This window comes from Microbacterium sp. (assembly GCF_047602155.1).
Lineage (GTDB): Bacteria > Actinomycetota > Actinomycetes > Actinomycetales > Microbacteriaceae > Microbacterium.
The window spans coordinates 1,726,403-1,751,609 of the sequence record NZ_JASGHZ010000001.1 but is presented as its reverse complement, the minus strand read 5'-3'; the positions used below and the strand labels follow the sequence as shown (position 1 = coordinate 1,751,609).

Annotated in this window: 17 protein-coding genes and 2 pseudogenes; 11 read left to right on the top strand and 8 right to left on the bottom strand. The window is 71.5% G+C overall.

Annotation, left to right across the window (positions count from 1 at the left end):
• Nucleotides 1-40 precede the first annotated feature (40 nt).
• Entirely contained in the window at nt 41-1,789 is a 1,749-nt protein-coding gene (locus QM720_RS07975) for an FAD-dependent oxidoreductase (RefSeq protein WP_415125580.1), read from the bottom strand.
• 131 nt (nt 1,790-1,920) lie between these two features.
• Nucleotides 1,921-3,815: pseudogene (gene ilvD, locus QM720_RS07970) on the bottom strand (dihydroxy-acid dehydratase).
• A 103-nt stretch (nt 3,816-3,918) separates the two neighbouring features.
• Between ilvD and QM720_RS07965 the strand changes: the two are divergent.
• The 6 genes from QM720_RS07965 (at nt 3,919) to QM720_RS07940 (ending at nt 10,172) form a co-directional block, all read left to right on the top strand.
• On the top strand, nt 3,919-4,824 hold the full coding sequence (locus QM720_RS07965; protein ID WP_415125579.1) for a helix-turn-helix transcriptional regulator: 906 nt from the start codon (nt 3,919-3,921) through the stop codon (nt 4,822-4,824).
• Between the two features lie 92 nt (nt 4,825-4,916).
• On the top strand, nt 4,917-5,903 hold the full coding sequence (locus tag QM720_RS07960) for a sugar ABC transporter substrate-binding protein (protein WP_415125578.1): 987 nt from the start codon (nt 4,917-4,919) through the stop codon (nt 5,901-5,903).
• Between the two features lie 101 nt (nt 5,904-6,004).
• On the top strand, nt 6,005-7,465 hold the full coding sequence (locus QM720_RS07955) for an ATP-binding cassette domain-containing protein (protein WP_415125577.1): 1,461 nt from the start codon (nt 6,005-6,007) through the stop codon (nt 7,463-7,465).
• A 6-nt stretch (nt 7,466-7,471) separates the two neighbouring features.
• Nucleotides 7,472-8,485 (top strand): ABC transporter permease, encoded by a 1,014-nt coding sequence (locus tag QM720_RS07950; protein ID WP_415125576.1) that lies wholly within the window; start codon nt 7,472-7,474, stop codon nt 8,483-8,485.
• Nucleotides 8,486-8,497: 12 nt separating this feature from the next.
• Nucleotides 8,498-9,082, top strand: coding sequence for a TetR/AcrR family transcriptional regulator (locus QM720_RS07945; protein WP_415125575.1), 585 nt, complete (start codon nt 8,498-8,500; stop codon nt 9,080-9,082).
• Between the two features lie 142 nt (nt 9,083-9,224).
• Nucleotides 9,225-10,172: a helix-turn-helix domain-containing protein gene (locus QM720_RS07940; protein ID WP_415125574.1), complete on the top strand. Its 948-nt coding sequence runs from the start codon at nt 9,225-9,227 to the stop codon at nt 10,170-10,172.
• Nucleotides 10,173-10,330: 158 nt separating this feature from the next.
• Here QM720_RS07940 and QM720_RS07935 read toward each other — a convergent pair whose 3' ends face one another.
• Together QM720_RS07935 and QM720_RS07930 are read right to left on the bottom strand one after the other, a co-directional pair.
• Nucleotides 10,331-11,146, bottom strand: a complete 816-nt coding sequence (locus QM720_RS07935; RefSeq protein WP_415125573.1) for an SDR family NAD(P)-dependent oxidoreductase — start codon at nt 11,144-11,146, stop codon at nt 10,331-10,333.
• Between the two features lie 17 nt (nt 11,147-11,163).
• Nucleotides 11,164-11,982, bottom strand: coding sequence for an SDR family oxidoreductase (locus QM720_RS07930; RefSeq protein WP_415125572.1), 819 nt, complete (start codon nt 11,980-11,982; stop codon nt 11,164-11,166).
• A gap of 119 nt (nt 11,983-12,101) precedes the next feature.
• On the opposite strand from QM720_RS07930, the gene QM720_RS07925 reads away from it, so the two are divergent.
• The 3 genes from QM720_RS07925 to QM720_RS07915 are packed head-to-tail and all read left to right on the top strand — an operon-like array spanning nt 12,102 to nt 16,100.
• Nucleotides 12,102-13,589: an APC family permease gene (locus tag QM720_RS07925; protein WP_415125571.1), complete on the top strand. Its 1,488-nt coding sequence runs from the start codon at nt 12,102-12,104 to the stop codon at nt 13,587-13,589.
• A 39-nt stretch (nt 13,590-13,628) separates the two neighbouring features.
• The gene (locus QM720_RS07920) at nt 13,629-14,459 is read left to right on the top strand and encodes a molybdenum cofactor biosynthesis F family protein (RefSeq protein ID WP_415125570.1); all 831 of its coding nucleotides are present in this window, start codon (nt 13,629-13,631) and stop codon (nt 14,457-14,459) included.
• Nucleotides 14,460-14,462: 3 nt separating this feature from the next.
• Nucleotides 14,463-16,100 (top strand): amidohydrolase, encoded by a 1,638-nt coding sequence (locus QM720_RS07915; RefSeq protein WP_415125569.1) that lies wholly within the window; start codon nt 14,463-14,465, stop codon nt 16,098-16,100.
• Nucleotides 16,101-16,235: 135 nt separating this feature from the next.
• On the opposite strand, the gene QM720_RS07910 is transcribed toward QM720_RS07915, so the two are convergent.
• Nucleotides 16,236-17,678 (bottom strand): aldehyde dehydrogenase family protein, encoded by a 1,443-nt coding sequence (locus tag QM720_RS07910; protein WP_415125568.1) that lies wholly within the window; start codon nt 17,676-17,678, stop codon nt 16,236-16,238.
• A gap of 476 nt (nt 17,679-18,154) precedes the next feature.
• Here QM720_RS07910 and QM720_RS07905 point away from each other — a divergent pair.
• Nucleotides 18,155-19,830 (top strand): annotated as a pseudogene (locus QM720_RS07905) (thiamine pyrophosphate-binding protein).
• A gap of 30 nt (nt 19,831-19,860) precedes the next feature.
• Here QM720_RS07905 and QM720_RS07900 read toward each other — a convergent pair.
• Both QM720_RS07900 and QM720_RS07895 read right to left on the bottom strand, forming a co-directional pair.
• On the bottom strand, nt 19,861-20,478 hold the full coding sequence (locus QM720_RS07900; RefSeq protein ID WP_415125567.1) for a hypothetical protein: 618 nt from the start codon (nt 20,476-20,478) through the stop codon (nt 19,861-19,863).
• A gap of 184 nt (nt 20,479-20,662) precedes the next feature.
• On the bottom strand, nt 20,663-22,552 hold the full coding sequence (locus QM720_RS07895) for an FAD-binding monooxygenase (RefSeq protein ID WP_415125566.1): 1,890 nt from the start codon (nt 22,550-22,552) through the stop codon (nt 20,663-20,665).
• 194 nt (nt 22,553-22,746) lie between these two features.
• Here QM720_RS07895 and QM720_RS07890 point away from each other — a divergent pair, with 194 nt between their 5' ends.
• Nucleotides 22,747-23,631: an IclR family transcriptional regulator gene (locus QM720_RS07890; RefSeq protein WP_415125565.1), complete on the top strand. Its 885-nt coding sequence runs from the start codon at nt 22,747-22,749 to the stop codon at nt 23,629-23,631.
• Nucleotides 23,632-23,765: 134 nt separating this feature from the next.
• On the opposite strand, the gene QM720_RS07885 is transcribed toward QM720_RS07890, so the two are convergent.
• Nucleotides 23,766-25,181, bottom strand: coding sequence for an MFS transporter (locus QM720_RS07885; RefSeq protein ID WP_415125564.1), 1,416 nt, complete (start codon nt 25,179-25,181; stop codon nt 23,766-23,768).
• Nucleotides 25,182-25,207 lie beyond the last annotated feature (26 nt).

Below are 25,207 nucleotides of genomic sequence, written 5' to 3'. Positions count from 1 at the left end.
GGGCTCGAAAGGCCCGGGCATCCCCCCTTTCCTGCTGCGGCTATTCGAGGATGCCGTCGCCGTGAAGAGCGAGGAGGGTCTGCATGCCCCCGGAGAGGGTGGCCGAGTCCAGCCCCGCCGCGGTGAGGATGCGATGAGCGAGGTAGGAGCGCACCCCCGAGGCACAGTGCACGCGGATCGGGCGTCCCTTCGCGGCCGCGCGAATCTCGTCGAGCCGTGCGCGCACCTCGGTGTGCGGCACGAGGAGCGCTCCGGGCAGGTGCCCGCGCTCCCACTCGTCGGGTCGCCGGACGTCGAGGATCAGCGCCGCCCGGCGCACCTCGTCCAGCTCCCAGGCCTGCCAGTGCCTGGTCACGCCGTCGAGCACGTTCTGGCCGACCAGGCCCGCCATCGTCACGGGATCCTTCGCCGAGCCGTACGGCGGGGCGTAGCAGAGATCGAGGTCGATGAGGTCACCGATGCCCAGCCCGGCGCGCATTGCGGTGGCGATGACGTCGATCCGCTTGTCGACGCCGGCGGCGCCCACGGCCTGCGCGCCGAGAATCCGGCCCGGTGCGGGCGACGAAGCCGCCGCGAAGTGCACGACGAGATGGATCGGCGTGGCGCCGGGAAAGTAGCCGGCGTGATCGTTGGCGTGGAGGTGGATCGTCTCGTATGCCGTCCCGGCGGCATCCAGTGCACGCCGCGACGCACCGGTGAGGGCGGCGGTGAACCCGCAGACGCGGACGATGGCCGTGCCCACGGCGATCGGACGGGGCCGCGCGACGACCTGCCCGTCACCGAGCATCGCGTCGGCGAGGAGCCGCCCGTCGCGGTTCGCCGGGCCGGCCAGGGGAACCACCCGCGACCGTCCGCCCAGGGGGTCGGGGTGGGCGACCGCGTCACCCACCGCCCAGATCCGCGGCACGCTCGTACGGCCGAACCCGTCGACGAGTATCGCCCCGTTCTCCAGCGTCGCCCCCGCCTGCTGCGCCAACTGCGACTGCGGGGTGACCCCCGATGCGACCACGACGACATCCGCGGGCACCGCATCGCCGTCGGTGAGGTGGACGACGACCCCCTGCGCGGCCGGATCGATCCGCGTCGCGGTGCAGTGCGTGCGCACTCGGATGCCGGCACCGCGGAGCTCGGCCTGGACGAGGTGGGCAAGTTCCGCATCCAGCGGCGACAACACGTGCGGCCCGGATTGCACGAGCTCGACGTCGATCCCCCTCATCCGCAGCGCCTCGGCGACCTCCACTCCGATGAAGCCGCCGCCGAGCACGACGGCGCGGCGCCCGTCGCCCACGGCATCGACGACAGCACGCAGCCGGGTGGCCTCGGCCACCGTGCGCAGCGTCTGCACCTGCGGCAGGTCGACGCCGGGGATGTCGGGGCGCAGGGCGGCGGCGCCGGGTGCGAGGACCAGGTCGTCGTAGGAGAACTCCGCTTCTCCGTGGGCGGTCGACGCCGTGACGGTGCGCCGGTCCGGGTCGATCGCGACGACCTCGTGGCCGACGTGCACCGTGATGTTGAGCGCCGCTCGCAGCGATTGCGGTGTCTGCACGAGCAGGCTCGCCTCGTCCTCGATCTCACCGCTCACGTGATAGGGGAGCCCGCAGTTGGCGAACGACACATGATCGCCGCGCTCCAGGACCGTGATCGCCGCGCTCTCATCGAGGCGGCGCGCCCGTGCCGCGAAACTCATCCCCCCGGCGACACCGCCCACGACCACGATGCGCCGCGGATCCGTCCGCTGCGCCCGCCCGTCTTCGTCCGATGGTGGGGTGGTGTGCGGGGCATCGGGCATCGCGGGCATCCTTCGTCTACGGGGGCGGTCGACGCCATTTTCGCGCCGGCGGATGCCGGTCGCGTTGTCGTGCAGTGCGGTACGGATGTCCCGGCGCGTACGATCGCGAGAGCGCGTCGAGCGCCGCCCTCCTACCGCAACACGGGTTCCGCGGCCCGCGCGGCCACCGCGGCCTCGACGGCATCCACATCGCGCACGGCGCCCTTGTCGGCCGACTGCGCCATGACGGCGTAGGCGCGCAGCGCCGGGGAGACGACCCGTTCGCGCGTGCGCGGACGATAGCCGCCGGTGGCGAGCAGGCGCTCCCGGCGCTCCTCGAGCACCGCCTCCGGAACATCGAGGGCGATCTCACGGGTGGGGATGTCGATGCGGACGATGTCGCCGTCCTCGACGAGGGCGATGAGCCCGCCCGAGGCCGCCTCCGGGGAGACATGCCCGATGGACAGTCCCGACGTGCCGCCGGAGAAGCGGCCGTCGGTGATCAGTGCGCACAGCTTGCCGAGCCCGCGACCCTTGAGGAACGACGTCGGGTACAGCATCTCCTGCATGCCGGGGCCTCCCTTGGGGCCTCGTAGCGGATGACGACGACGTCGCCGGCGGCGACCTTCTTGGCGAGGATCTTCTCCACCGCCTCTTCCTGCGACTCGCACACCACGGCGGGGCCGGAGAAGGTCCAGATCGACGGGTCGACCCCGGCGGTCTTGACGACGGCACCGTCGGGGGCGATGTTGCCGCGCAGCACCGCCAGGCCGCCGTCGACCGAGTAGGCGTGGGCGGCGTCGCGGATGCAGCCCGTGGCGGCATCCGCGTCGAGATCGGCCCAGCTCTCCGATTGCGAGAATGCCGACGAGGAGCGTCGCCCCGCGGGGGCGGCGTGCCACAACTGCAGCGCCTTCTCGGTCGCGGCGCCGCCGCGCACGTCCCACTCGTCGAGCCACTCGGCGAGCGAACCGGCGTGGACGGCGTGGACGGCCTCGTCGAGGAGCCCGGCGCGACGCAGTTCGCCGAGGATCGCGGGGACGCCGCCGGCGCGGTGGACGTCCTCCATGTAGTAGGTGCGGCTGCCTGCCACGTTCGGCGCCACCTTGGCCAGGCACGGCACGCGGCGCGACACCGCGTCGATGTCGTCGAGCCCGAAGTCGATGCCGGCCTCGTGCGCCGCGGCGAGCAGGTGCAGGATCGTGTTGGTCGACCCGCCCATCGCGATATCCAGCGCCATCGCGTTGCCGAACGCGGCGTGAGTGGCGATGTTGCGCGGCAGCACCGACGCGTCGTCGTTGTCGTAGTAGCGGTGTGCGAGCGCGACGACCAGTGCTCCCGCGTCTTCGTAGAGCGCGCGGCGTGCGGTGTGGGTGGCCAGGGTCGACCCGTTGCCGGGCAGCGACAGCCCCATCGCCTCGGTGAGGCAGTTCATCGAGTTGGCGGTGAACATGCCCGAACACGATCCGCACGTCGGGCACGCCGACTCCTCGATGCGCTGGATGTCGGCGTCGGAGACGTTCTCGTTGACCGCCTCGGAGATCGCGTCGACGAGGTCGAGGGTGCGCACGGTGCCGCCTGTCAGCGTTGCGCGACCCGACTCCATGGGCCCGCCGGAGACGAAGACGGTGGGGATGTTCAGCCGCAGCGCCGCCATGAGCATGCCGGGGGTGATCTTGTCGCAGTTGGAGATGCACACCAGGGCGTCGGCCTGGTGTGCGTTGACCATGTACTCCACGGAGTCGGCGATCAGGTCCCGCGAGGGCAGGGAATACAGCATGCCGCTGTGCCCCATCGCGATGCCGTCGTCGACGGCGATCGTGTTGAACTCGCGCGGAATGCCGCCGGCGGCCTTGACGGCATCGGAGACGATGCGACCGACCGGCTGGAGGTGGGTGTGACCGGGCACGAACTCGGTGAAGCTGTTGGCGACCGCAACGATCGGCTTGCCGAAGTCTCCGGCGTCGACGCCGGCGGCGCGCAGCAGTGCACGTGCGCCAGCCATGTTGCGGCCGTGGGTGACGGTACGAGAGCGAAGATGGGGCATGGCACCACTGTGCCCCATGGCGGCGGATTCGCAGAGGCTTCTCCGGTGCTAGTGCTCAGAGCACTAGCACCGGGGAACGAGCAGCGGGTACTACCATCGGAGGATGCCGCAGGAGCACGAGCGTCGCAAAGAGCTCGGCGCATTTCTGCGCGCGCGCCGCGAGCAGTTGTCCCGCGAGACGCTCTCGCTGCCACCCGGGACGCGCGGCACGCGCGTCGGCCTGCGCCGCGAGGAGGTGTCGGTCGCCTCCGGCGTGAGCATGACCTGGTACACGTGGCTGGAGCAGGGGCGGGACATCACACCGTCGCGTCAGGTGCTCGGCGCCGTGGCCGACGCGCTGCGGCTGACCGACGCGGAGCATGCCTACGTGCTGTCGTTGGCGGGGTACGCCCCGGCCCTCCCCGTGCACGTCGAACCCGCACCCGCGCACGTGCAGCGACTGCTCGACGCTCTCGACCACCCCGCGTACGCGCTCACGCCGGACTGGGGCGTCGCGGGGTGGAACGGCGCCTACGAGCTGCTGTACCCCCGAATCGCCGAGGTCGCCCCGGCCGAGCGCAACCTGCTGTGGCTGCTGTTCACCGACCCGCACCTGCGCGAGCTGCTGGACGACTGGCACGTCACCAGTCGACGCTTCCTGGCGGAGTTCCGCGCCGAGACCGCGCATCGGCTGACCGATCCCGCCTTGACCCAGCTCGTGACGGCGCTGTCCGAGCGCAGCGGGGAGTTCCGGGAGTGGTGGCGCAGCTACGACGTCGGCGGCTTCGCATCGCGCGCACGGATATTTCACCTCGACGCGGGCGCAGTGACCTTCGAACACCACCAGGTCCGCCCCTCCGACCGGCCGGACCTCCAGCTGGTGCTCTACACCCCGGCCAGCGAGGCGGATGCTGCGCTTTTCCACGCGGCCTCCGCCGTCGCCCCCACCGGCGGTCTTCTGTCGCGGGACATCGCTGATCCTGCCGGTGATGTCGGTGGCGACACTTGCCACGCACGGCACGGCGGTTGACTGAACACGCGGAAATCCTCCCGGCCCCTTGAACGACGCGGGCGCCCGACTCAAGATGGCCAGCACCACCCATCCCGAGAGGATTCCCGCACATGAAGGCACGGACCCGCACAGCAGCAGTGGCAGCCGCCGCCCTGATGGCCCTCACCGCCCTGACCGGATGCTCGTCCGACGGCAGCGGCGGCACGGACGACGCGACCGGCGACGCCGCCAAGGGCGCGATCGCCTGGAGCTTCGCGTCGCAGGACGTCGCGATCTGGGCGTCGCAGCTCGAGCTCATGAAGCCGCTCGTGGAGGCGGCCGGTTACGAGTTCCTCACCGACAACCCCTCCTTCGACGTGCAGACGCAGGTCAACGACTGGCAGTCGTGGATCTCGCGCGGCGACGTCAAGGCGATCGGCGGCTTCCCGGTCGACGCCGCCTCGATGGCCAATGTCACCGCCGACGCGACGACCGCCGGCATCCCGATCGTCAGCTACGCGGTGACGTGGGACGGCGTGACGGCGACGACCGAGATCTCCAACTACGACGCGGGCTTCGCCGTCGGCGAGGCCGCCGGCAAGTGGATCGCCGACGAGTACGGCACCACCGAGGTCTCCGTCGCCCTCCTGGCCGACACGCAGACGCAGCTGGGCATCGACCAGCTGAAGGGCCTCACCGAGGGCGTGCAGTCCACCGACGCGAAGGTGAAGGTCTACCCGCTGGAGGCGACGACCCGCGACGTGGGGTACAGCGTCGCGCAGAGCCAGCTGACGGCAGACCCCGACACCAAGGTGTGGCTGGGTATCGGCGCCGACATGGTGCTCGGCGCCCGCCAGGCGCTCATCGACTCGGGTGTCGCCGCGGATGCCGAGGGCTACTACGTCTCGGCGACCGATGCGAACGCCGAGGTGCTGCAGCTCATCGAGAGCAAGACCGACATGTGGAAGACGTCGTTCGCGTGGCGGGCCGAGGGCCTGGCCCAGGCCAACGTCGATCTGCTGCTGGCGGTCGCCGCCGGCGAGAAGCCGGACAACATCACGGTCGGCGTGACGCAGGTGACGGCCGACAACGTCGGCGACTTCGCCAACAACGGCTGAACGGCCGGGCGGGGCGTCCCGGCATTCCGGCGACGCCCCGCCCGCACCGCACCACACCACACCGCACCATCCCGCAGCGTCATCCGCACCGGAGGAGCATCATGGCACGCATCGCCTTCCGCGACGTCACGGTCGACTTCGGCGCGACCCGCGCGCTGGACAGCATCGACTTCGCGATCGAGCCCGGCGAGATCGTGGGCCTGCTGGGCCACAACGGCGCCGGCAAGTCCACCGTCATCAACGTGGCCGCGGGGGTGCTCAAGCCCACCGGCGGCTACTACGAGGTCGACGACGAGCGGGTCGTGAACCCGACCCCGGCCGCGGTCGCCGCCCTCGGAGTCACCGTCGTCAGCCAGGAGCCCGCCCTGGTGGGCACGCTGTCGGTGTCCGATAACCTCTTCCTCGGCCAGCGTCACGTGCCCCGCCAGGGCCGCAAGGCGATCGCCCGCGCGGCGCTGGAGCGCGTCGGCCTGGGCGCGCTCGATCTCGACACGCTCGTGGCCGTCCTCCCGGTGGGACAGCGTCAGCTCGTCGACCTCGCGCGGGGTCTCGTGCGCGGCGACATGAAGGTGCTCTTCCTCGACGAGCCGACCGCCGCGCTGGGAGCCGCCGAGACCGAGACGCTGCACGACCTCATCCGCAGCTTCGCGGCGGAGGGCACCACGATCGTGTACGTCTCGCATCGCCTCCCCGACATCCTCGACGTCTGCACGCGCGTCGTCGTGTTCAACGCCGGCCGGCTCGTGCGCGACCAGCCGGCCGCCGAGCTCGGCATCCGCGACCTCGCGATCGCCCTCGCCCCCGACTTCCAGGATCTCGAAGCGCACACCGCGGCCGAGGTCGGCGACGAGGTGCTGACGGCATCCGGACCGGTGTCGATGCGGTTTTGCGCCGGCGAGATCGTGGGCCTGTTCGGCATGGCCGCCGGCGGCCAGTTCGCCATCACCGAGAGCGTCTTCGGCTGGCGGCACCGCGCCGTGGCGGAGCACCTGCACTACACGCTCGACGGCCGCCCGTTCGCGCCCCGCTCGCCCACGGCGGCCATCTCCGCCGGTGTGTTCATGTCGCCGGCCGACCGCGAGTCGGATGGACTGCTGTTCAACCTCAACGCCCGGGAGAACGCCCTGCTGCCGTGGCTGCGCGGGCTGTCGCGCGTCGGCTGGATCGGCGCGAAGACCGGCGAGCAGCCCTACCAGGCGGGCCGCGACGCGATGAAGATGGTCGGCCCGGGCGGCACCGCCCCGATGGGCGCCTTCAGCGGCGGCAACAAGCAGAAGCACCTGCTCGCGCGCTGGATGTTCGCGAAGAAGCCGCGGGTGCTGCTGCTGAACCAGCCCACGCAGGGCGTCGACATCGGCGCGAAGAACGACATCGTGCGGGCTCTGCGGGCCCTCGCCGCGACGGGCGTGACCGTCGTGGTCGCCTCCTCCGAATCCGACGAGATCGCGCGCATGTGCGATCGCGCCTACGTCATCTATTCCGACCGCGCCGCCGAGATCCCCACTGGCCCCGACATGGAGGAGGAGCTGCTGCGCTCGTTGCTCGAGCTCGCCGCAGCGTAGAACGCTATGCCACGTATCACTGCTGAACGAATCCGGCTCCTGCTCGTGCAGAACGGGGTGCTCATCGCCCTCATCCTGCTCATCGTGCTGTTCGCCGTGCTCAACCCGCGCTTCATCTCCATCGGCAACGTGCAGACCATCGTGCTGCAGATCGCCGAGCTCGGGCTCATCGCCCTCCCGGTGGCGTTCCTCGTCATGCAGGCCAACGTCGACCTGTCGGTCGGCTCGACCGCGACGCTCGCCGCGGTTACCGGCGGGCTCACGATGGTCGCGACCGGCTCGGCGCTCCTGGGGATCGTGGTCGGCGTCGTCGTCGGGGCGGTCGCCGGCATCATCAACGGCACGCTCATCTCGATCCTGGGGCTGAACTCGTTCGTCGTCACCCTCGGTTTCATGAGCGCCTGGAGCGGGCTCGCGCTCTTCCTCACGAACGGCAAGACGGTCAGCGGGCTGCCGAAGGAGTTCACGTCGCTCGGATCCCTCGCGCCGCTCGGCATCCGCATCCAGATCATCCTGCTCGTCGTGGCGATCGTCGTCGCGTGGTGGGTGCTCAACCACACCACCCGCGGGCGCGAGATCCTCGCGGTCGGCGGCAACCTGCGGGCGTCGCAGCTGATGGGCCTGAAGGTGCACGACATCCGCGTGAGCACCTACGTCGTCACGGGCGCCGTCGCCGGGTTCGTCGGCCTGCTGCTGGCCGCGAAGCTCGGCGCGGTCAGCCCCGTCGTCGGGTCGGGCATGGAGCTCGACGCCCTCACCGTGGTGCTGCTGGGCGGCGTGGCCTTCGAGGGCGGCTCCGGCCGCATCCGCAGCGTGCTGTACGGCCTCGCGTTCGTCGGCGTGCTGAAGAACGGGCTCGTGATCCTCGGCATCTCGGCGTACGTGCAGACGATCCTCGTCGGCCTCACCCTGGTGCTCGCCGTCGGCCTCGACCGCGGCATCCAGCAGGCGGTCGCCCGCTCGATCGCCTCCAGCGCCCGGCGCCGGCAGCGCCGGGACCAGCAGGAGCTCGCCGGCTGAGAGGATGGCTTCGTGCCACGACTCGTCAACCACGCCGACAAGCGCGCCGAGATCGTTCAGGCCACCTGGCGACTGATCGCCGAGCGCGGCATCGAGGCGATGACCATGCGCGAGCTCGCGCGCGAACTGGGGCTCGCGAACGGGACCATCACGCACTACTTCCCGAACAAGCTCGCGATCCTCACGGCGGCCTTCCAGCACGTGGTCGATGCGACGAACGCCCGCTACCGCGCAGGCGGCGAGGTGACCGGGGCGGCCGCGCTGCGGGCGTTCCTGCTGCAGACCCTGCCGATCGACGAGGAACGGCTGCTCGAGGCGCGCATCGTCATCCCCTTCCTCGAGCACGCGGCGACCAACGAGGACATGGCCGCGCTGTTCCGGGCGATGATGGACCAGTGGCGCGCCCAGTTCGCCGAGCTGCTGGCGCAGGCGCTCGTCGCCGGTGAGGTCCGCCCGGATCTCGATGCCCGGGCCGCCGCCGACGGGCTCATCGCGCTCCTGACCGGCGTGCAGGCGACCGGCGTGCTGCTGCCCGACACCACGCGGCCCGAGCGCATGATCGCCATGCTCGATGCCGCGCTGGAGATGCTGCGCTGACGCGGGATGCCGGCATCCGCCGTCCCCAGCCAAATGTCACATCCCCGTAACAATCCCGACTCTTTGGTCCTACAAGCGTCCGATAAAAAGGATGATGTCAGTCACTGCGACTGCACCATCCGCGACGAGGCGAGGGGCTCCCATGTCGAATATCTCCGCGATCTCCACCGTCAGCACCATCCGAGTCGATGACATCGACCACTTCCGCACGGCCGTCAGCGAGTCGTTCGTGCCGCTCCGGATCGACAGCGACCGGCCCTCCCTGCACGGGGTGATCCGCGGGGCGTGCGCCGACGGCATCCACCTCACCGAGGTCGGCGCGACGGCGCACACCGTCACGCGGACCCCCGAGCTCATCGCGCGCTCGCCGCGCGGCGCCTACAAGGTGAGCCTCCTGCTCGCGGGATCGGGCCTGCTGATCCAGGACGGCCGCGAGGCGGTGCTGCGCGAGGGCGACTTCGCGATCTACGACACGAGCCGCCCGTACACGCTGGGCTTCGACCGCGACTTCCGCACGCTCGTGCTGATGTTCCCGTACGAGGTCACCACCCTGTCGCACGAGGCGATGCACGAGCTCACCGCGACGCGACTGGCCGGCGACACGGGCCTCGGCGCCATCGTCGCGCCGTTTCTCGCGCGCCTGGGCGCGCGCATGGACGAGCTCACCGGAGCGGCCGGTGTCCGCCTCGCGCACACCGCGGTCGACCTCGTCACGACGGCGCTCGTGCACGAGCTGGGGTTCGAGGGCGCGGCGGCCGATCCGCGCCGCACGCTGCTGCACCGCATCCACGGGTACATCGACGAGCACCTCGACACGGCCGATCTGACGCCCGGAGCCATCGCCGCCGCGCACTACATCTCGGTGCGCCACCTGCACTCGCTGTTCCACGAGTCGGGCACGACCGTCTCGGCGGTCGTGCGCAGCCGGCGCCTGGAGCGCTGCCGGCGCGACCTGCTCGAGCCGATGCTCGCCGAGCGACCGGTCGCCGCCATCGGCGCCCGCTGGGGCTTCGCGGATGCCGCGCACTTCAGCCGCGCCTTCAAGTCGGCCTACGGGGTCTCCCCCAACGCCTACCGGCACGCGGCCTGAGGGCGGCGAAGCCGCCTGTGGGCGTGGCGCGTTTCGTCTCGCTCGCTGCGCTCGCTCGCTCAACGACCGGGGGGTGACGCCTTTCGCTCGCTCAACGACCGGGAGTCATCCGGTCGTTGAGCGAGCGAAGCGAGACGAAACGCCCCGGCCTCCCGTCGCTACATGCCGGCGTGCTCGAACGCGGTCGTGGGGAGATCGACGATGTGGGCGCCGCCGTCGACGACGAGCACGGCGCCGGTCATGTACGACGACTCGCCCGAACCCAGGAACCGCACGACCGACGCGATCTCGGCGGGGTCGGCGGGCCGGCCCAGCGGCACGTCGCGCGTCACCGTCGCATACGCCGTGTCCCGGTCGTGCAGTCCGGCGTGACCGGCGAACTCGTCCATCTCGGCATCGGCCATCGGCGTGCGCACCCAGCCCGGGCAGATCGCGTTGACCCGCACCCCGTCGCGCCCGTAGTCCCGGGCCAGCGAGCGCGTCAGGCCGATCAGCGCGTGCTTGCCGACCGTGTACCCGGCCACCGAGGGCCCGGCGAACAGCCCCGACAGCGACGACACCACCACGACCCGGCCCCGGCCCGACGCACGCAGCGCGGGCAGCGCCTCACGGGTCATCGTGAACGCCGTCGTCAGGTTCGCCCGCAGCGACGCCTCCCAGTCGGCATCCTCCGTGTCACCCACCGTCGCGAACCCGTGGCCGCCGGCGTTGTTGACGAGCACGTCGATGCGCCCGAACCGCTCCCGCACCTCGGCGACCCCCGCGCGCACCCCGGCGGTGTCGGCGGCGTCGGCGACGACGACGTGCGCGCCGGTCGCGGCGGCGACCTGCTCCAGCGGCTCGCGCCGGCGCCCCACCACGACGACCTGTGCGCCCTCGGCGGCGAAGCGCTCGGCGATCGCCGCCCCGATGCCGGTCCCGCCGCCGGTGATGACGACGACCTCTCCTTCGATGCTGCTGCCTGCAAAAGCCATGACACTGTCCTCCAGATCTAGGCGGGGAAGTTCGACCGGGCGGAATACCCGAAGTCGCTGACGAGCGCCGCGGCATCCACGGCGCGCGCCCGCGGCGAGACGAGGAACGCGATCTCCGCGGCGACCTCCGCCGCCGTCTGCACCGGGAAGTCGAAGCCCGCGAACCCGTCGACGCCGTCGATCCCGAGGTCGCCCCGGCTCATCGGCGTGTCGACGATCGACGGGCAGACCGCGTTGATCCGCACCCGCGGATGCTCCACCGACGCCGCCCGCACGAGCTGCAGCAGCGCCGCCTTCGACGCGCAGTACGCCGCCATCCCGGGTGCGACGACGAGCGCCGAATCGCTCGCGACGAAGACGACCGCCGGCGCGCCCGAGCGCTCGAGCACCGGCAGCGCGGCGCGCAGCAGCAGGAACGACCCCGTCACGTTGACGGCGAACACCTGCTCCCACTGCGCCGGCTCGGTCTCGACCAGGCCGGTGCCGACCGGGCCGGAGATCCCCGCGCAGCCGACCACGATGTCGAGGCCGCCGAACGCCGAGACCACCCCCGCCACGGCCGCCGCGACGGCAGAGGCGGACGTCGCATCCGCAGCCAGCGCGATCGCCTCCGCGCCCGCGGCGCGCAGCCGCGCGGCACCCTCGGCGGGAGCGACGCGATCGACCAGCGCGACCCGCGCACCCTCCGCGGCGAGCTCCGCAGCCACGGCACCGCCGATGCCGCCCGCAGCGCCGGTGATCAGCACCGCACGCCCCGCGATCTGAAGATCCACCGGAACCGTCCTCTCGAAGGCCATCCTGCCGCCGTCGGCGGATGCCGATCGTTCATCCTGCACGCGAACAACATCCTTGTGCGCGGGATGTCAACGCGAGGAGAGTCGTACCTGCGCACAATCGCAGCACAGCATCGTCCGACCACTACTGCGCGCACCCGAAGCGGGCAAAGGAGTCCACCGTGTCAGATCAGCAGTCCCCGACGCAGGGCACCCTGCGCCCCGACGCACTGGGCGTCGCGTCCATCGTCTTCCTCGTGCTCGCGGCAGTGGCGCCGCTGACCGGCATCGTCGTCGTCGCCTCGCTGGTGATCGCACTGGGCAACGGCGGCGGCGCCCCGGCGTCGTTCTTCATCGTCGCGATCATCCTGCTGCTGTTCGCGGTCGGATACGCGCAGATGTCGAAGCAGCTGGCCAGCGCCGGCGGCTTCTACGCGTTCGTCGTGAAGGGCCTCGGCCGCACCGGCGGGCTCATCGCGGGCCTCATCGCCACGATCGGCTACAACCTGTTCGTCGTCGGCACGATCGGCACGAGCGGCTTCTTCATGCAGATCATCATCGCCGAGCTCACCGGCTTCGACATGCACTGGTACCTGTGGGGTCTGCTGTCGATCGCGGTCTGCTTCTGGATGGCCCGCACCGGCGTCGACTTCAGCTCGAAGATCCTCGGCGTCTCGCTCGTGCTGGAGACCGCGATCCTCGTCGTCTTCGACGTGTCGGTGCTCGTGCAGACCGGCTTCGACGTGTCGGCGTTCGGGCCGGCGGCGATCTTCTCCGGTTCGCTGCCGATCGGCCTGCTGCTGGCCGCGACCGGCTACCTCGGGTTCGAGGCGACCGCCCTGTTCAGCGAAGAGGCCAAGAACCCCCTGAAGACCGTCCCGCGCGCGACCTACACCGCCATCGTCGCGATCGCCCTCATCCTGGGCGTCTCGACGTGGGCGGTCGTCAGCGCCACCGGCGTCGCGAACGCGCAGCAGGCCTCGCTCGACCACCTGGATGCCGGCGACCTCTTCTTCTCGCTGGTGGCGCAGTACCTCGGCGAGCCGATGTCGATCATCGCGACGGTCCTGCTGCTGGTGAGTCTGTTCGCCGCCATGCTCGCCTTCCACAACTCCGCGACGCGCTACCTGTACTCGCTCGGTCGCGCCCGCGTGCTGCCGCACGCGCTCTCGCGCACCCGCGCAAACGGCGCACCACAGCTCGCGGGGCTCGTGCAGGCCACGTTCGCCGCGATCGTGGCGGGCTGCTTCGCCCTGGCCGGCCTCGACTCCATCACCGTCGTGGTGCCCGCCATGCTCGGCATCGGCACGCTGTCGGTCATCGTGCTGCAGACCCTCGCCGCCCTGTCGATCGTCGTGTGGTTCCGCCGCCAGCGCGATCCCCGCCTGTGGAGCACCTTCGTCGCGCCGGGCCTGGGCTTTCTCGGCCTCATCTCGATCGCGACCCTGGCGATCTTCAACTTCGACATCGTCGCCGGCACCGACAACCCGGTCATCCTGCTGCTGCCGTGGCTGCTCGCCCTCGCCGTCGTCGGCGGCGTCGCGTACGGCGCGTACCTCAAGAGCGCCAAGCCCGCCGTGTACGACGCCCTCGCCACCGACCTGGAGAAGTTCAACGTGCACGTCGCCCACGGCGATCACGCCCCGCACATCCCCGAACCCAACGTGTAACGTCCACATCCACCCGGCATCCATCATCAAGGAGAACTCATGAGCGTCAATCTGTCCGACACGTCCACCTGGCTGCCGCTGGACGGCCTCGCACCGGGCTTCGACGCGAGCAAGGCCGAGCTGTCGCACGACCTCGACGGACGCACCTTCACCGTCGTCGACGACCGCGGCACGCGCATCGTGCACACCTTCGGCGACGGCACGGTGTCGTGGGACTACCAGCCCGGCGCGGGCGATGACACCGCGGCGACGGCGCAGACCGACGCGTGCGAGGTCATCCGCGTCGACGAGGATCTGTACTACGCGCAGTTCCACCACGACTACCTGCCGAACGAGGCGGTCTCCCTCATCCTCGACCTGCGCAGCGGCTACGCGCTCGCGGTGCTGAGCGTGCTCGGCGAGAAGACACGCGAGCACGTCGCCGTGCAGCACCTGTTCGGCGTCGGGCGCATCCAAGAGCTCGAGCAGAAGGGCGAGCCGCCGGCACCGACCGGCGAGCTCATCGGCCGCCGCGTGCTGTGGGTGTACTCCAGCGTGCACGCCTACGAGCACCTCTACCTCTCGCCGCACTGGTACACGTGGCAGTGCCTCGCCGGCCCCGAGCAGGGCCTGGCCGACACCGACGAGAACACGGTGTGGCGCGTGCGCCCCGGCATCTACGTGTTCACGTGGCGCGAGAAGGTCATCCCGTGCGGGTCTGTCACGATCGCCGACCACCGCGACCAGAAGGCGTTGCGCGCGCACGGCGTGCTGTTCGGTGAGGGCGAGGGCGCGACGGCGACCCATTTCACCTTCGGCGCGCACGGCCGGCTCCTCTCGAACACCGTGCACCCCGCCGAGTACGACCCGGCGCGCGCGCTGGAGCGCTGAGCCGTGGCGGCCGACCTCATCCTCGTCGGCGGCGTCGTGCGCACCGCCGACCGTTCGCGGCCGACGGCGGATGCCGTGGCCTTCGCAGACGGCAAGGTGCTCGCGGTAGGCACCGCCGACGAGGTGCTCGCACACCGGGGCGAGGCCACCGAGGTGCGTGACCTCGCCGGCGCCGCCGTCTACCCCGGCTTCGTCGACGTGCACAACCACCACGCGGTGGCCGGCGTCACCGACCTGTACGAGCTGTCGTTCTCGGTCGCGCTCGGGCTCGACGAGCTCCTCGACGTCGTGCGCGCGTATGCCGACACGCTGCCCCCCGACGCGTGGATCACCGGCGGCTCGTGGGCGAGCACCCTCATGGACGAGCTCAACAGCTCGGCCGTTCGTGCCCGCCTCGACGAGGCCGCCGGCGGCCGCCCGGTGATGCTGTCCGACGACAGCCACCACAACAAGTGGGTCAACTCACGCGCACTCGAACTGGCCGGCATCTCGGCCGACAGCATCCCCGCCGAGGGCGTGACGCTGCTCGACGCCGGCGAGCCGAGCGGCGTGCTGCTGGAGGCGGCCGGCGTCGTCGTCGCGCGGGTGCACGCCGAGGCGGGGGGTCTGACGGCCGATCAGCACCGCCGCGCCTCGCACCGCGGCGTGGAGTTTCTCAGCGGCTACGGTGTGACGGCGTTTCAGGATGCCGCCGTGTCACAGGAGATCCTCGCCGCACTGCAGTCCCTCGACGAGGCCGGCGAGCTCAACGCGTGGGTCGTGTCGAGCCTGACGATCAACGACGAGATCTTCGGCTTCGAGCCGGTCGGCCAGCCGCTCGTCGACCTCGGCGGGAGATTCCGGTCGACGCACCACCGCCCCGACTTCGTCAAGATCTTCCTCGACGGGGTGCCGCCGGCGCGCACGGCGCTGTTCCTCGACCCGTACCTGCCCGACGACATCCACGGCGCGCACTACCACGGCACGACGACGATGGATGCCGACGAGCTCTACGGCTGGCTCCGCATGGTCGCCGAGCGGGGTCTCGGCGCCAAGGTGCACTGCACGGGAGACGGCACGGCGCACCTACTGCTCGACGTCGTCGAGCGCCTGCGCGGCGAGGGCTTCACCGAGACCGCGTTCCAGATCGCCCACGGCCAGTTCCTCTCCGACGACGACATCGCCCGGCTTCCGCGACTGAACGTGTCGGCCGACATCTCGCCGTTCCTCTGGTTCCCGGGCGTCATCGCGCAGGCCCTCACCGACGTCCTCGGCGCCGATCGGGTCGCGCACCTGCAGCCCAACCGGTCGATCATCGACGCCGGCGGGCTGGTCGCGGGCGGCTCCGACTGGCCGGTCAGCGAGTCACCCAATCCGTTCGAGGGCATGCAGGGGCTCGTCACGCGCGCCGACCCGCTGCGCCGCGCGCCCGGCGTGCTGGGGGCCGACCAGGCCATCACCGCCGCCGAGGCGCACGAGGTGTTCTCCATCAACGCGGCCCGCGCGATGGGGCTGGGCGACGTGACGGGCTCGCTCGAGGTCGGCAAGTCGGCCGACTTCGTCATCCTCGACCGCGACTTCGTCACCGGTCCCGCCGACGAGATCATCGACACGCGCGTGCTCGAGACCTGGTTCGCCGGCCGGCGGGTGTTCGCGGCCTGAGGCCTCGGCATCCGTCGGCACCGCGCCAGGATGCAGGATCACCTGTGACAAAACCCGCCGCCGAGGCGGGTCGAGGCAACTTCTGTCACACCCGATCCTGCATCTTGGCGCGTCCGGCCCGGTCGCGCCCCGGCCTCAGCTCTTTCGTCCCGGGCGGCTCACCACCTGGGTCACGGCGACCGACTTGAGACCCTCGACGCCGAACTCCAGGCCGTAGCCCGAGCCCTTGACGCCGCCGAAGGGCAGCATCGGGTGCAGGCCGCCGTGCGAGTTGATCCACACCGTGCCCGACTGCATGCGCGTCGCGTGCTGGGCCGCCTCCTCGGGGTCGCTCGACCAGACGGAGGCGCCGAGGCCCACCTCGGCCGCGTTGGCGCGGGCGAAGGCGTCGTCGACGTCGGAGTAACGGATGACGGGCAGCACCGGTCCGAACTGCTCCTCGTCGACGATGGCGACGCCGTCGGTGACGTCGGCGACGATCGTCGGGCGGTAGAACAGCTCGCCCAGCTCGGCGGCGGGCTCGCCGCCGGTGACGATGCGGGCGCCGTGGGCCTTGGCGTCCTCGACGAGACCCGACACGATGTCGAACTGCGCCTTGTTCTGCAGCGGTCCGAGCACGTTGTTCTCGTCGAGGCCGACGCCCATCGGCATCTGCGCGGCGACCTCGGCGAGCGCGTCGACGACGTCGTCGTAGACCGAGTCGTGCACGTACAGGCGCTTCATGGCGGCGCAGGTCTGGCCGGTGTTGATGAACGCGCCCCAGAAGAGATCCTGCGCGATGGCCTGGGCATCCGTCCCCGGCAGCACGATGCCGGCGTCGTTGCCGCCGAGCTCCAGCGTGAGGCGGGCGAGGTTGCCGGCCGAGCTCTCGATGATCTTGCGGCCGGTCGCGGTCGAGCCGGTGAACATGATCTTCGCGACATCCGGATGCGCGGCCAGGCTCGCGCCGACCTCACGCCCGCCGGAGATGCCGATCAGCACGTCGGCCGGCAGCACCTCGTTCATGATCGACACCATCGCCAGCACACAGAGCGGCGTGTACTCGCTCGGCTTGATGACGACGGTGTTGCCCATGCGCAGCGAGGGGCCGATCTGCCAGATGGAGATCATCATGGGCCAGTTCCACGGGCTGATCGCGCCCACGACGCCCGCCGCCTTGTAGACGAGCTCGGCGTGCAGATTCTCGTCGTCGATAAGGATCTGCGGCTCGAGCACGGTCGCCGCGTTGGCGCGCAGCCACGCCGAGCACGCGCCCACTTCGAAGCGGGCGTTCGGGCCGTTCAGGGGCTTCCCCTGTTCGCGCGAGAGCAGGTGGGCCAGGCCTTCGGCGTTGGCCTCGATCGCGTCGGCGACGGCGAGCAGCAGTTCGATGCGCTTCTCGTGCCCGAGCGCCTCCCACCCGGGCTGCGCGGCCTTGGCGCGGGCGATGGCGTCGTCGAGGTCTTCCGCGGTCTGCACCGGCGCCCGGCCGAGCACCTCGCGGGTGGCGGCGTCGAGGATCTCGCGGCCCTCGCCCTCCGGCGCCTGAACGCGATCGAGCAGTTCGGCCTCGCTGAGGCCGGTCGGGAAGTCGGACATCGGTGTCTCCTTCGGCAGAGCAGCGGGCGCGCCGGACGCGCATCCCTTGCTCTCATTGTGCACCGCGCCGCCGCCGCGTGCTTGACCGCGTGCGCGCTCGGTTTGCCGCAGCGCGCACCCCCGCCCTCGCCCGCCGCCCCGCCCGCCGCCCTCGCCCGCAGCCCCGCCCGCGGCGCCGCCCTCGACCCGCGTGAGAAACCACTTTCCGCCCGAGAAACCACTTCAGCTGTGGTTTCTCACGCAGGAAGTGGTTTCTCACGCGGGAGACGGCGTGACGCCGGCGCGGCGGGAGGGCGGGCGGCGGGGGCGGGGGCGGGCGGGGGCGGGGGCGGGCGGGGGCGGGGGCGGGCGGGGGCGGGCGGGGGCGGGGGCGTAGGATTGAGGGGTCCGGAGGGCGATGAGGCCGCCGGTGCTCGAAAAAGGGGCACACGCAGACATATACGGATCCATCACCGTCTCTGTCTCCGGAGGACCCCATGCCCACCGTCTCCGCGCACGTCGCCCAGACCCTCGCCGCGCACATCGACCACGTCTTCGGGGTGATGGGCAACGGCAACGCCCACTTCCTCGACGCCCTGGAGCGCTCCACCGACGTCCACTTCACCGCCGTACGGCACGAGGCCGGCGGCGTCGTCGCCGCCGACGCCTACCACCGCGCGGGCGGCGGGCTCGCCGCGGCGACCGCGACCTACGGCGCCGGGTTCACCAACACGCTGACCGCGCTCGCCGAGGCGGTGCAGGCGCGCGTGCCGCTCATCCTCGTCGTCGGTGACGAGCCCACGTCGGGCCCCGGCCCTGGGACGTCGACCAGATCGCCCTCGCGTCGGCGGTCGGCGCCCGCACCTACACCGTCGGGCGAGCGGATGCCGCTGCCACCACCGTCATCGCCATCGAGCACGCGCTGTCCTACCGCGTGCCGACCGTGCTCGCGATTCCCTACGACGTCGGGGCGCTCGACGCCGGCCCCGTGCGGCCTGCCGCCCCGCCGACACTGCCCGGATCGCTGCAGCCGGGCTCGCCGTTCGCCGAGCGGACACTCGACGACATCGCCGCCGCCCTCGCGCAGGCAGAGCGCCCGCTGCTGCTGGCCGGTCGCGGCGCATGGCGGGCCGGTGCGGGGCCGGCGCTCGGGGCGCTGGCCGCGGCATCCGGAGCGCTCACCGCGACGACCGCGCTCGGGCGCGGGATCTTCCCCGACGCACGGTACGACCTCGGCGTGACGGGCGGGTTCGGCGCGGAGGGCGCGATGGACATCGCCGGAGAAGCCGACGTCGCCGTCGTGTTCGGGGCGGGGCTCAACCAGTTCACGATGCGGTTCGGGGCACTGTTCTCGCCCGGCACCCGCGTGTTCCAGGTCGACATCGCCCCGACGGCGACGCATCCGCACGTCGGCGGCTACCTTCGCGGCGACGCGCGGCTGGTGGCGGAGGCGCTCGCCCTGCGGCTCGACTCCGACGCGGTGTCTCGCGAACGGTGGCGGGATGCCGCCTCCATCGCCGCGGCGCGCCGGCGCGACGCCGGCGACGCGGGCACGCCGTTCGCGTCGGACGGCCGCCTCGACCCGCGCCCGGTCGCGGCGCGCATCGGCGAGCTGCTGGAGGGGCACGCCTCGACGCGCGACCGGGTCGTCGTCTCCGACGGCGGCCACTTCATCGGCTGGGCGAACATGTTCTGGCCGGTCGCCTCGCCCGACCGCTTGCTGATGGTCGGCACGGCGTACCAGTCGATCGGCCTCGGGTTCCCGTCGGTGCCCGGCGCGGCGCTCGCCAAGCCCGAGTCGACGATCGTGCTCACGACGGGCGACGGCGGCGGCCTCATGGCACTGGCCGACCTCGAGTCGGCCGTCCGGGTCGCCGGCGGCCGCGGGCTCGCGGTGGTGTGGAACGACGCCGCCTACGGCGCGGAGGTCACCCTCTACGGGCTGCAGGGGCTCGCCCGCGCGCCGATGCTCATCCCCGAGGTCGACTTCGCCGGCCTCGCCCGCTCGGTCGGCGCGCAGGGGGTCGTCGTGCGGGAGCTCGCCGACCTCGAGGCGCTCGACGCATGGGCGCGGATGCCGGCATCCGACCGCCCCTATCTCCTGCTGGACTGCCGCATCTCGAACGAGATCATCGCGCCGTACCAGCAGGAGATCATCCGCGTGAACTCCTGACGGGTCGCGCCGTGCGGCGCGGTGCCCGAGTTACGGCGTGGCGGGCTCCGTGGTCGGCTCCACGGTGGCGGGGGCGGTCGGCTCCGCGGTAGCGGGGTCGTCCGCCGCGTCGGAGATCGCCTCGAAGGACAGCGTGCGCGACTCGGTCCACGAGCTGGTCGACGAGGCTCCGGCGAGAGTCCAGCTGCCGTCCGTCAGGATGTACTCCCACGTCGTGAGCGTGTGGGTGACGATGCGGGACTGCTGCGTGACGGGCTGTTCGGCCGACGGCTCGGGGCCCGACCAGTCCGTGTATTCGTAGGTCTCGACGGGGTCGGGCGCGGTCGGGCGCGCGACGGACTGGTCGGAGGGGCCGGCCGCAGCGACCTCCTCGGCCGGGCCGGCGGGTGCGTCGGGACGCGCGTCGGCGGGTGCCGACGCGGGGCCGTCTGCGGCATCGGCGGCGTCCGCGCCCTGCGCCGCCGGCTCGACGACGCTCTGCGCAGGCTCGGCGGCAGGCTCGGATGCCGGCGCCACGGCGGCCGGCGCGGCGAACTCGGCCCGCGTCGCGGTGACGTCATCCGCGACGACGACCGCATCGTCGTCGCGGACCTCTGTCGTCGGCGCGAACGCGAACGCCGCAGCCCCTCCAGCCACAGCCACGGACACCGCGACAAATGCAGCGACAATACCCCTCATGGCGACTCCCCCAGTCGTCCGCACGGTCCGTAGAAGCCCCCCGGCTTCGGCAGCGCCCCCGCGCTGCTCGCCCGTGCGTTGCCCCTACGCTACCGCGCCGACCGCGCCCGTGCCACCCCCGACGCGCCAGAGCGCCCGATCGGCGGGCGCCCGATCAGCGGACCGGGAGGAAGCCGCCCTCCAGGAAGGCCGTCAGCTCGGCGGTCGCGGCCAGCGGCAGCACGTGCGCGACGTACTGGTCGGGGCGCACCACGACGACCGCACCGTCGCGCGACAGCCCGCGCTCGGCGAAGATGTCGGTCGGGCTCCAGACGCTGGGGCCTGCCGCGAACACCTTCTCCCAGTCGGTGAGCCCGAGCGGCCCGGTCTTCGGGCGGAAGATGTCGGGCACGCGGTTCAGGTCGACGCCCTCGATGCCCTGCTGATAGATCACCTTGAGGTCGAAGACGGCATCGACGTCGGCGCCTTCCGGCGTGAACCGCGCGAACGGGGATGCGGGCGACGATGCCCACTCGGCCCACCCGGTCACGCCGGAGGCCTCGCCCGCGGCCGGAGCGTCGGCGAAGACGTACACGCGCCAGCGCCCGTCGGCGCGGGCGTGGTGGCCCAGGTGCACGACGTTGCCGTCGGCGACGAGCGAGACCGTCGAGCTCTTGAAGCGCTTGCCGATCGGGAATCCCTCGGCGAGGTTCTGATGACCGGCATCCCCGGTGATCATCGACGGACCGTACTGCGTCATGAACCCGGACGGGAACTCCGCCGTGCCCAGGTAGTAGTTCGCGAGCTCATCGGGGTCGGAGATCTCCTCGGGCTTGCGCGCCATGAGGCTCGACCATTCGCGGTCGAAGTCGATGAGCTGCTGGGCGACCGGCTGCCGCTCCGACGAGTACGTCGCCAGCAAGGATGCCGGGGCACGGCCGGTGAGCACCGATCCGAGCTTCCAGCCGAGGTTGAAGCCGTCCTGCATCGACACGTTCATGCCCTGACCGGCCTTCGCCGAGTGCGTGTGGCAGGCGTCGCCGGTGAGGAAGACGCGCGGCGCGCGACCGGCATCCTCGTCGCGGTCGTCGAAGTGGTCGGTGACGCGGTGACCGACCTCGTAGACGCTGAACCAGGCGACCTCCTTCACGTCGAGCGTGTAGGGGTGCAGGATGGCGTTCGCCTTCGCGATGATCGCCTCGATGGGGGTCGCCCGCACCGCGTGGTTGTCGTCTTCGGCGACCTCGCCGAGGTCGACGTAGACGCGGCAGAGGTATCCGCCCTCGCGCGGGATGTGCAGGATGTTGCCCGCCTCGGAGTTGATGGCGCACTTGGTGCGCCAGTCGGGGAAGTCGGTGTTGACCATGATGTCCATGACGCCCCAGGCATGCGCCGAGATGCCGCCGAGGTGCTTGCGGCCGATCGCCTCGCGCACCCGGCTGCGCGCGCCGTCGCAGCCGGTGACGTACTTGGCGCGGACGATGCGCTCTTCGCCGCTGCGGGCACCGGCGGTGTACCGGACGCGCACCTCGACGGGGTATTCGCCGTCGCGCACGGTGAGGCCGAGGAACTCGACGCCGTAGTCGGGCACGATGCGGCCGGGGCCGTTGTGCGCGGCATCCGCGAAGTAGTCGAGCACGCGCGCCTGGTTGACGATGAGGTGCGGGAACTCGCTGATCTTGAGGCCGTAGTCCTCGGTGCGGGAGGTGCGGACGATGTTCTGCGGGTTCTGGGGGTCGGGCCCCCAGAAGTTCATCCAGCCGATGTTGTAGGCCTCGGCGACGATGCGCTCGGCGAACCCGAACGCTTGGAAGGTCTCGACGCTGCGGGGCTGGATGCCGTCGGCCTGGCCGAGGGGCAGCCGCCCGTCGCGGCGTTCGATGATGCGGGTCGTCACGTCGGGGAACTGCGACAGCTGGGCGGCCAGCAGCATGCCGGCGGGGCCGGAGCCGACGATGAGCACGTCCATCTCGTCCGGGAGCTCGGCCGGACGGTCGATGCCGGTGCCGGCGGCCGGGAGCACGCGGGGATCCTGAGAGACGTAACCGTGGTGGTGGAACTGCATCTTCGTCGATCCTGTTCTATATTGGAACATAACGTTCTACTATTGAACAGATCGTATACGGTCGCCTCGCCCCCGCGCAAGGCTCCACCCTCCGCGAAACCTCGCAAATGTCCGCTTTTGCGACCGTTTGCGGCGGATTTGGCGACATTTGTGAGGTTTCGCGGGGCGGGCGGCGGGGCGGGAAGGGGATGCCGGTGGTGAGGGAGACGACGGTGCCGGGGACGGCGAGGGAGCAATCGGCTGAGGCGCGGGCGGCGAAGGAGCGGGCGGCCGAGGCGCGGACGGCGAGGGAGCAATCGGCTGAGGCGCGGTCGGCTGAGGCGCGGGCGGCTGAGGCGCGGGCGGCTGAGGCGCGGCCGGCGTCGCAGACGCTCAGTCGCGGCATCCAGATCCTGGAGACGCTCGCCGACGCGCGCGAGCCGCTGACCATCGACGAGGTTGCGCGCCGGCTCGAGGTGCACCGCTCCATCGCCTACCGGCTGCTGCGCACGCTCGAAGATCACGCGCTGGTCATGCGCGATACGGCCGGCCGCGTCACCCTCGGCGCGCGGATGGCAGCGCTGGCCGCCGGCGTCGCGCACGACCTGCAGGCCGAGGCCCTGCCGGAGCTCACCGCCGTCGCGAACGAACTGGGCATGACGTGCTTCCTCGCCGTGCTCGATCGCGACGAGTGCATCACGCTCGCGAGCGTCGAGCCGCGGCACGCCGTCGCATCGGTCGCGCAGCGGCCCGGCGCGCGGCATCCGATCACCGCGGGGGCTCCGAGCAAGGCGATCCTGTCGATCCTGCCGTCGTCCGAATGGCCCCCGATCGAGCTGGCGGCGGATGCCGCCGAGCGCCTGCGCGCCGAGGTCGCCGAGGCGGCGGCCCGCGGGTACGCGACGAGCCACGACGAGGTGATCCCGACGGTGCAGGCCGTCGCCGTGCCGGTGCAGCAGCGGGGCGGCGGCGTGTTGCGCGGCGGCCAGCGGCCGGCAGCGATCGCCGTCGTGCACGTCGGCGCGGCGGTCGACCAGGCCGCCGTCGCCGCCCGCCTGCGCGCCTCGGCCGCCGCGATCCGCGACGCGCTCGGCGGCTGACCGCGCGGCCGACCGGCGCGGTTCGCCATCGAAACGGCATCCGTGCACCGAGACTGCGGTCGGCAGCTGCAGTCTCGGTGCACCGATGCAGTCTCGCGGGATGGGCGGGGCGGGCGGGGCGGGCGAGGCGGGGGCTAGGCCTTCGAGAGCCCGTAGATCGGGCTCACCGACTGCTCGGCCTCGTGGTCGGGGCCGAGCGGGATGCCGCTGCGGTCGCGCAGCATGAGGGTCGCCGCCAGGCCGATGACGGTCATGATCGACAGGTACACGGTCACCGCGCCCGTCCCGCCGGTCGCCGCGACGAGCGCCTGCGCGATGGTCGGTGCGAACGCCCCGCCGAGGATCGCGCCGATCGCATACGAGATCGAGACGCCCGAGAAGCGGATGGATGCCGGGAACAGCTCGGTGTAGAACGCCGACTGCGGCCCGTAGGTGAAGCCGAGGCCGACCGCGAGGATCGCGACGCCGGCGAACAGCATGCCCACCTCGGCGGTGTTCACGAGCGGGAACAGCGTGAGCACACCGATGAACTGCAGGATCCAGCCGATGATGTACGTCGTGCGGCGGCCGATCTTGTCGCAGATCCATCCCGCCGTCCACGTCGACGCCAGCCACACGGCGCCGGACGCCGTCACCGCGAGCAGCACCTGGTCGCGCGGCAGGCCGATCGGGCCGTCGGGGTTCGACGCGAAGCCCGTGATGAAGCCGCCGGTGGTCATGTAGCCGACCGCGTTGTTGCCGGCGAACACGAGCGCAGCGAGCAGCACGAGCGGCGTGTGCCGCCGGAACAGCTGCGCGATCGGGAGCTTGGACTCTTCCTTGCGCTCGGCGATCTCGGTGAACACGGGGCTCTCCTCGACCTTGCGACGGATGTAGGAGCCGACGAGGATCAGCACGAAGCTCAGCAGGAACGGCACCCGCCAGCCCCACTGGCCGAAGGCGGTCTCCTCCAGCGGCGTGTCGGAGCCGGCCACCGGCCCGGGGGCGATGACGGCCATCACCCACATGACGCCCGACGCCAGCAGCAGCCCGAGCGGCACGCCGATCTGCGGCGAGGCGCCGTACAGTCCGCGCTTCTTCTTGGGCGCGTGCTCGACGGCCATGAGCACGGCGCCACCCCACTCGCCACCGGCCGAGATGCCCTGCACGACGCGCAGGAAGATCAGCAGGATCGGAGCGGCGGCGCCGATCGCGGCGTACGTGGGCAGCACGCCCACGAGCGTCGTGGCGAGCCCCATGAGAATCAGCGTCCACATCAGCACGACCCGGCGGCCGAACTTGTCGCCGAAGTGCCCCGCGAGGAAGGCGCCGAGCGGGCGGAACAGGAACGAGATCCCGACCGTCGCGAACGAGAGGATCTGCGCCATGCCCTGGCCGGCGGGTGCGAAGTAGAGCGTGGCGAAGACGATCGCCGCGGCCTGGGCGTAGATGAAGAAGTCGTACCACTCGACGGTGGTGCCGACGACGGTGGCGAACACGACGCGGCGCCGATCGGACTGCGTCGCGATGGTGCCCGTCGGGGTGAATCCGGATGGTTCGGCGGTGCTCATACTGACTCCTTTGTCTGGATCTCCTA

Bases quoted from the DNA above. Each gene is read 5' to 3' on its own strand.
- QM720_RS07960 (WP_415125578.1), top strand. From the start codon at position 4,917: ATGAAGGCACGGACCCGCACAGCAGCAGTGGCAGCCGCCGCCCTGATG.
- QM720_RS07895 (WP_415125566.1), bottom strand. From the start codon at position 22,552: ATGCAGTTCCACCACCACGGTTACGTCTCTCAGGATCCCCGCGTGCTC.
- QM720_RS07935 (WP_415125573.1), bottom strand. From the start codon at position 11,146: ATGGCTTTTGCAGGCAGCAGCATCGAAGGAGAGGTCGTCGTCATCACC.
- QM720_RS07965 (WP_415125579.1), top strand. From the start codon at position 3,919: ATGCCGCAGGAGCACGAGCGTCGCAAAGAGCTCGGCGCATTTCTGCGC.
- QM720_RS07920 (WP_415125570.1), top strand. From the start codon at position 13,629: ATGAGCGTCAATCTGTCCGACACGTCCACCTGGCTGCCGCTGGACGGC.
- QM720_RS07955 (WP_415125577.1), top strand. From the start codon at position 6,005: ATGGCACGCATCGCCTTCCGCGACGTCACGGTCGACTTCGGCGCGACC.
- QM720_RS07950 (WP_415125576.1), top strand. From the start codon at position 7,472: ATGCCACGTATCACTGCTGAACGAATCCGGCTCCTGCTCGTGCAGAAC.
- QM720_RS07975 (WP_415125580.1), bottom strand. From the start codon at position 1,789: ATGCCCGATGCCCCGCACACCACCCCACCATCGGACGAAGACGGGCGG.
- QM720_RS07910 (WP_415125568.1), bottom strand. From the start codon at position 17,678: ATGTCCGACTTCCCGACCGGCCTCAGCGAGGCCGAACTGCTCGATCGC.
- QM720_RS07885 (WP_415125564.1), bottom strand. From the start codon at position 25,181: ATGAGCACCGCCGAACCATCCGGATTCACCCCGACGGGCACCATCGCG.
- QM720_RS07940 (WP_415125574.1), top strand. From the start codon at position 9,225: ATGTCGAATATCTCCGCGATCTCCACCGTCAGCACCATCCGAGTCGAT.